The organism is Sphingobium sp. ba1 (assembly GCF_000743655.1).
Lineage (GTDB): Bacteria > Pseudomonadota > Alphaproteobacteria > Sphingomonadales > Sphingomonadaceae > Sphingobium.
On record NZ_JPPQ01000069.1, the window covers coordinates 1869408 to 1877238 of the forward strand.

The following is a 7831-nucleotide window of genomic DNA, read 5'->3' on the forward strand; positions in this document are numbered from 1 at the left end:
TCTCGCCAATATCCTGTTCGGCTGGCTCAGCGACGTGACAGGGCATCGCCGCCTCTGGGTCGCAACCGGCTTGCTCTTGTCCAGCGGGCTACTTTGCCTGTTTTCCCATATCGAGCGATTGGGGCCACTGATCCTGCTGATTCTGGCGTGGCAAATGGCGCTGAACATGATGTTGGGACCGCTAGCCGCCTGGGCGGGCGATTGCGTCCCTGATAGGCTAAAGGGTCGGCTGGGTGGACTACTCGCCTTTGCGCCAGCGTCCGGGGCACTGGCCGGGGCCTTGGTTACAATGCCCGGCCTCGCCGATCCGCCTTGGCGCTTCGCGATGGTGGGCATGATGGCGATGGCTTGCGTCCTGCCGCTAGTGCTGTTGGGCCCATCGGGCGAGGTCGCCACACGGCGCTCGCACGGCGCGGCCATAGCCCCGCTACCGTGGTTGCGCGCGATGATCACGCGCATGTGGTGCGCCCGCCTGCTGGTCCAGATCGCGGAGGCCGCCCTATTTGCCTATCTTTATTTCTGGTTTCAGACGATCGACACACGTTTCGACGACGCCATTACGGCCCGCATCCTGACCATGGTCCTGTTCCTGGCGGCACCCTGTGCCTTGATGGCCGGACGCTGGGCCGACCGTCGCGATCGGCCGATAGCCCCGCTCTGCATCGCAGCCCTGATTGCCGCAATTGGCCTCACCGCCATGGCCCTGGCGCGTGGGCCAGTGGCGGCGATCGCCGGATTCATGCTGTTTGGCCTTTCCACCAACATCTTCCTGGCGCTGCACAGCGCGCAGACGTTGCGGGTGCTGCCCGACGATGGACGACGGGGCCGCAATCTTGGCCTGTTCAACCTCACCAACACCGTGCCCTCGCTGATCATGCCGTCGCTGACCCTCGTGCTGGTGCCGACGCTCGGCTTTTCAGGACTATTCGCAGTTCTGGCTTTGCTGTCCGCCATCGCAGCCATCTTGCTGCGCGATACAAAACGGCACTGACGACCAATCGGCGCAAAAGGCTTGATCATGCTCGCAAGCCATGACAAACATGCGTTGAGAACGTTCACAGAAAATTACGAGGAAGGATGCCGATGCGCTCAACAGCGGGAATCATGATCATGGCGCTGGCCATTGGCGGCAATGTACAGGCGTCGGGGCAACCGCGGACATCCGCCAATCCCGTCGTTGTGCCACCGGAAGCGAAGGCAGACCCGTCAGTCTGGCCCGCGGCCCACAGCCCGGCCGCCATTACCGATCGCCAGACCGAAGCGGCCATCGACCGCCTGATCGCGCGCATGACGGTGGAGCAGAAGGTCGGACAGACGATCCAGGCCGACATCAGCGCGATCACTCCGGCCGAGCTTGCCCGTTATCCCCTGGGATCGATCCTGGCAGGCGGCAACTCCGGCCCATTCGGCAATGAGCGCGCCGACGCCGCGACCTGGATCAAGCTGGTCAGCGACTATCGCGCCGCGTCCGAAAAAGCGGGGGCTGGTGTCCCCATCCTGTTCGGCGTCGATGCTGTTCACGGTCATTCCAACCTGCCGGGCGCGACCATCTTTCCGCACAATATCGGCCTTGGTGCCGCGCATGACCCCGAACTGATCCAGCGCATCGGCGTTGCCACCGCAGCGGAAATTGCCGGGTCCGGGATAGAATGGACCTTTGCCCCGACATTGGCGGTGCCGCAGGATCTGCGCTGGGGCCGCAGTTATGAAGGCTATGCCGCCGACCCGGCGCTGGTGAAAGCCTATTCCAAGGCGATGGTGGAGGGTCTACAGGGCGACCTGCTGCCCGGCAAGCCGCTCGGTTCGGTCCAGGTCGCGGCAACCGCCAAGCATTTTCTGGCCGACGGCGGGACCGAAAATGGCAAGGATCAGGGCGATGCCCGACTGCCCGAAGCAGAGTTGATCCGCATCCATGCGCAGGGCTATCCCGCCGCCATCGACGCAGGCGCGCTCACCGTCATGGCCAGCTTTTCCAGTTGGAACGGCGCGAAGAACCACGGCAATCCGACGCTGCTGACCGATGTCCTAAAAAAGCGGATGGGGTTTGAAGGGCTGATCGTCGGCGACTGGAACGGTCATGGACAGATCCCCGGCTGCACCGTCACGGATTGCGCAGCCTCGATCAATGCGGGGCTGGACCTGTTCATGGCTCCCGATAGCTGGAAGGGATTGTTCGATGCCACGCTGCGCGATGTGCGCAACGGCACCATCCCGATGGCGCGACTGGACGACGCCGTACGGCGCAATTTGCGGGTCAAATATAAGCTTGGCCTGATGGGGCCGAACCGGATCGCGCGCGGTGACCCGGCACTGGTCGGGGCCGATGCGCATCTGGCGATTGCCCGCGAAGCTGTCGCCAAGTCGCTCGTTCTCCTCAAAAATGAAGGCTCATTGCTCCCCATCCGTCCAGGCGCGAAGGTGCTGGTCACCGGCCCCGGCGCCGACAATATGGCGATGCAGGCCGGCGGCTGGACCATCACTTGGCAGGGCACGGACACGAGCGCTGCGGATTTCCCCAAAGGAAGCACGATCGGCCGTGCCATCATCGATGCCGTCAAGCAGGCGGGCGGCAGTGGGCAACTGGCACCCACCGGCGATTTTGCCGACAAGCCGGACGTCGCGATCGTCGTCTTCGGCGAACAGCCCTATGCCGAATTTCAGGGTGACGTGTCGAACCTCATCTTCCATGGTCAGGATGGCGAACGCGAACTGCTCGCCAAATTGAAGGCGCAGGGCATTCCGACCGTCGCGCTTTTCCTGTCGGGCCGCCCCTTGTTCGTCGGCCCAGCGTTCAATCTAGCCGATGCTTTCGTTGCCGGCTGGCTTCCCGGATCGCAGGGCCAGGGCGTTGCCGATGTGCTGGTGGCGGGCAAGGACGGCAAACCGCCACGCGACTTTACCGGTCGGCTGCCCTTTGCCTGGCCAGCGGACGCCCGCTCTCCTGTCACTGCGCCCCTTTTCCCGGTCGGCTATGGCCTGGATTACGCCCATCCCCATGCCCAAGGCCCAGTGAATGAAGACCCCCGCGTCGAACAGGGGCCAGCGGTCAGCGACAGCCTGTTCCTGCGCACCGGGCGGGTGCTCGATCCATGGCGGCTGGGCCTCGACAGCAGCGTGTCCATGCGCGCCGTCGATATCGCCGCGCAGGAAGATGCGCGCCAGTTCAAGTGGAGCGGCAAGGGTGACATCGCCATCGACGGGCCGGCCGTTGACATGTTGCGGCAACTCAATGGCGGCTTTGCCCTGCGCATCGACTGGCGGATGGATGCCCGTGGCACTGGGCCCGTTTCGATCGCGATGGGCAATGCGCGGCTGGATGTCAGCGCACTGGCGGCGGAAGCGCCGCTGGGCCAGGAAAGCAGCATCCAGATTCCGCTCCAGTGTTTCAAGGACAAGGGTGCCGATTTCAAGGCGATCGGAACCCCGTTCCGCATGGGAGCGGATGCGCCGATGACGGTCAGCCTGCGCAATGTGCGGATCGAGGGCATCGGCACCCCCGTTCCTTGTCCCCCATCCCTCCCCTGACGCTGCGAATCGCCGCGAGACGCTGAAGCCGTAAACGGCATCGCGACATGGCCCGCCTCTTCACCAGGAGGCGGGCCATTTTTTGATATTTGATGTTGGGCACGCGAAAACCCGGCGCTTGCGGTCGGCTCACCGGGTCAAACCGGCTCGCGCAAGCGGGTCGACAACGACATATGTTAGCGCTATCACATAGCGAAGCGATGGCGTGAGACGTTTCAAGGCGTCCACTCCATCATGCCGCGTCGGATAGAATGAGGAGAGGGATTGATGGATATTGGCCTGGGAATGATGGGTCGGCTGCTGCCATTTGCCGCATTGGCACTATCCAGCACGGCGGCGCAGGCCGAGCCAGCACGCTTCGAGCGCTTCACCTATGAAGGCCAATCGATCGAGCAAGTGAAGGCCGGGCCGGGCGAATATATCAATCCCATATTGTCGGGCTATTATCCCGATCCGACCATTACCCGCGTGGGCGACGACTATTATCTCGTCAACTCCTCCTTCGCTCATTTCCCCGGCCTGCCGATCTTCAAGTCGAAGGATCTTGTGAACTGGGTCCAGATCGGCAATGCGATCGACCGGCCGAGCCAGCTCGATTTTACCGTCCGCCGCACGTCGGAAGCCGTCTTTGCGCCAGACATCAGTTGGCATGATGGCGTCTTCTACATCGTCAACACCTGCGTCGCTTGCCGCAACAACTTCGTCATCACGGCCACTGATCCGGCCGGTCCTTGGTCCGACCCCATCTGGCTACCCTTCGAAGGGATCGACCCATCCATCTATTGGGAAGGGGATAAAGCCTATATCGTGAACAATCGCGCGCCCGATGAACCGCCGCGCTATGACGGGCATCGCGCCATCTGGATTCAGGAATATGACTGGCGCGCCGGCAAAATGGTCGGCCCCAGCACCAAGTTGATCAATGGCGGCGTCGACATCAGCAAAAAGCCGGTATGGATCGAAGGTCCGCATATTTTCCGCAAGGATGGCTATTATTATCTGACTGCAGCCGAGGGCGGCACCAGCGTCAATCACTCCCAGGTCGTGCTGCGATCGAAGAAACTGCGCGGCCCCTATCTCCCTTATGCGGACAATCCCATTCTCACCCAGCGGGATATGGACCCCAACCGGCCCAATCCGATTGGGTCCGCCGGGCACGCCAAGTTGATCCAGACGCAAAAGGGGGACTGGTGGGCGACCTTCCTGGCGGTACGCCCCTATGAGGGCGACTTCTACAATATCGGGCGTGAAACCTTCCTGCTGCCCGTAACATGGAAAGATGGCTGGCCGATCATTCTGCCCCGTGGCGAAAAGATACCCCATGTCGGCAAGGTGCCTGACCTGCCCGCCCAGCCTAGCCCTGCGCTGCCGATGAGCGGCAACTTCACCTACACCGATGATTTCGACGGCGATCGTCTGGCGATGCAGTGGATCGGCATCCGCACGCCCCACCAACCCTTCTATCGCGTGAGCAACGGCGCGCTGGAACTGGACAGTGGCACGCCGCTTGGCGATCTGAACGGAGTTCCGGCCTTCGTCGGACGGCGGCAGCAGCATGCTGTCGCCACCATGTCCACGACCATGCGCTTCACCCCGGAGAAGGACGGCGACACCGCCGGGCTGGCGGCGGTCCAGAGCGACCGCAGCCATATAGTGTTCGGCATTACCCAGGTTGGCGGTAAAAAGATGGTCGCGCTGACGTCGCGCGACAATGCCGATACCGATATGCTGGTCGCCTCCGCGCCGCTGACCGCCACCGGCCCCGTAACGCTCACCATCCGCGCCGATGGTGGCAAGATGGCGTTCGACTATGAAGTGGAGGGAAAACGGGCGACGCTCAAATCCGATCTGGACGCGACGCTACTGAGCACGCGCAAAGCAGGGGGGTTCGTTGGGACTGTCGTCGGTCCCTATCGCTACACCCCTGCATCCTGAAAAGGGCTTCTCATGACCATCAAGTCATCCATCGCCCTGCTGGGGCTGTCGCTGGCCGCCACTGCCCTGCCCGCGCAAGTCTGGCGCGCGGACCAAGGCGATGGCACCTATCGCAATCCCGTCCTCTTCGCCGACTATCCCGATCCCGACATCATTCGCGTCGGAGAGGATTTCTACTTCATCACCACCACCTTCGCCAATGCGCCAGGCATGACCATCCTTCATTCGAAGGATCTGGTGAACTGGCAGATTGCCGGCCATCTGATGGACCGGCTGGAGGGCAACCCCCGCTATGATCTGAGCGATGGCGGCGATTATCGCCGGGGCTTCTTCGCGGCCAGCATGCGCCATCACAAAGGCACTTTTTATGTGGCCGTCAGTCCGATCGGGCTCAACACGCGCATTTATCGCGCGAACAGCCCGACCGGCCCCTGGACCTATACCGAACTGGATCGCCACGCTTTCGACCCGGCGCTGTTCTTCGAGGATGATGGCCAAGCCTATCTGATGACGTCGATCGGGACGGACGGCACAGTGACATTGCTGACGATGAACGAGGACGTCACCAAGATTACCGCGTCCAAGGTCGTCCATTATAACAAAGGCGCTGAAGGATCGAAGATCATCAAGCGCGCGGGCTGGTATTATCTGTTCAACGCGCTCCCTTCCAAACTGGCGCTGAGCGTCTCGCGGGCGCGCAGCTTGCAGGGACCGTGGGAGACCCGTCCGCAGATCGACGACACCAGCGGCGGCCATCAGGGCGCATTGGTTGATCTGGCCAATGGCGAATGGGCCGGCTTTGTCATGGTCGATGCCGGATCGATCGGCCGGATGACCAATATCAGCCCGGTATATTGGCAGGACGACTGGCCGATATGGGGCACGCCCGACGCACCGGGCCGCGTACCCGACCGCGCGCCCAAGCCGATCATGGGCCACCCCTTTGCCGAACCGCCCGCATCGGATGATTTTTCCGCATCGACATTGGGCCTGCAATGGCAATGGAACCATAATCCCGATGACCGCCGCTGGTCTTTGCGCGAACGGCCAGGCTTCCTGCGGCTTCACGCAACCCAGGCCGACCGGCTGTGGACGGCACGCAATACGCTGACGCAAAAGGGGCAGGGGCCTCGCAGCAGCGCTATCGTCAAAGTGGACATGCGCGGGTTACGCTCAGGCGATGTGTGCGGCTTTGGCACATTCGGCAAGATCAGCGCGCAATTGTCGATCGTCGGAAGCGACAAGGGTCGCCGCGCCCTGACGATGATGGTGACCGATTCCACGGAGGATGGCCCCCGCACCGAAACCCGCGTCGCATCCGTACCCGTGTCTGGCCAGACGCTCTGGCTGCGCACCGACATGGACTTCGTCCGTGACGAGGGCCGCGTCGCCTACAGCAGCGACGGACGAAAATGGACTGGCGTAGGCGATCATTTCCCGCTGAAATTCGACTGGCGCACCGGCACGTTCCAGGGGCAGCAATTCGCCCTTTCCTGCTATAATGCGCGGCCGGACGGCGGCTATATCGATATCGACAGCTTCACCCTGTCGCCCTTGCCCGAAGCGGTGGAGGAAGCAAGGCCATGAAATTCAGCCGTCGCGAGAGCGTTGCGGCGATAGCAGCGGGCACCGCTGCCCTCTCAACCGCGCGCGCGCGTGGGGCAGTCGCTCGCCCGCCCTCACCTCTTATGCTCTGGTATGAACAGCCCGCATCGGTGTGGACGGAGGCGCTGCCCGTCGGCAACGGGCGAATGGGCGCGATGGTCTTTGGTGGTATCCGTCAGGAACGATTGCAACTCAACGAGTCCACCCTATGGGCGGGCCAGCCCTATGACCCGGTCAACCCTGCGGCGCGGGCCGCGCTATCCAAAGTCCGCGCGTTGATCTTCGAAGGCAAGATTGCCGAGGCCGAAGCCCTGGCGAACGACGCCGTCCTCGCCACACCATCCACGCAAATGCCCTATCAGGCCTTTTGCGATCTCATGCTGGATTTCCCTGGCCTGGGGCAGACGTCTAACTATCGGCGCAGCCTGGATCTGGACAGCGCCATGACAACTACCCGATTCACCGCCGATGGCATCGATCATAAGCGCCAGGTGATTGCGTCGGCAGACGATCAGGTCATCGCAATGCGTGTGACGGCATCGGGCGAAGGACAGCTCAACGTCGATATCGGCCTGGCGTCCCCGCACAAGATCGTCGCGGTCGAGGCCGACGGATCGGCAAGCCTGTTGATGACCGGCCGCAATGGCGATGCCGCCGGCATTAACGGCGGCTTGCAGTTCGCCGCCCGCCCTCTGCCGAAGCGAACAGGCGGGCGGATCGAGCCAGGTGCAGGCGGCAGATTGCTGGTGCGCGGCGCCGATGCGGT

Annotated in this window: 5 protein-coding genes; all 5 read left to right on the forward strand. The window is 62.8% G+C overall.

Translation table 11 applies throughout. The features are described from left to right. The coding region (locus IL54_RS12150) for an MFS transporter (RefSeq protein WP_037478522.1) at positions 1-991 on the forward strand (991 nt) is incomplete at its 5' end. Positions 992-1110: 119 nt separating this feature from the next. Next, positions 1111-3525, forward strand: coding sequence for a glycoside hydrolase family 3 protein (locus IL54_RS12155; RefSeq protein WP_237748868.1), 2415 nt, complete (start codon positions 1111-1113; stop codon positions 3523-3525). A gap of 267 nt (positions 3526-3792) precedes the next feature. After that, positions 3793-5460: a glycoside hydrolase family 43 protein gene (locus tag IL54_RS12160; RefSeq protein ID WP_237748869.1), complete on the forward strand. Its 1668-nt coding sequence runs from the start codon at positions 3793-3795 to the stop codon at positions 5458-5460. A gap of 12 nt (positions 5461-5472) precedes the next feature. After that, on the forward strand, positions 5473-7047 hold the full coding sequence (locus IL54_RS12165) for a glycoside hydrolase family 43 protein (protein WP_037475988.1): 1575 nt from the start codon (positions 5473-5475) through the stop codon (positions 7045-7047). After that, positions 7044-7831 (forward strand): glycoside hydrolase family 95 protein (locus tag IL54_RS23020; protein ID WP_162182246.1); only part of this gene is annotated, 788 nt, incomplete at its 3' end. The genes IL54_RS12165 and IL54_RS23020, both read left to right, overlap by 4 nt.

Coding starts and splice junctions, on each gene's coding strand:
- IL54_RS12155 (WP_237748868.1), top strand. CDS start 1,111: ATGGCGCTGGCCATTGGCGGCAATGTACAGGCGTCGGGGCAACCGCGG.
- IL54_RS12165 (WP_037475988.1), top strand. CDS start 5,473: ATGACCATCAAGTCATCCATCGCCCTGCTGGGGCTGTCGCTGGCCGCC.
- IL54_RS12160 (WP_237748869.1), top strand. CDS start 3,793: ATGGATATTGGCCTGGGAATGATGGGTCGGCTGCTGCCATTTGCCGCA.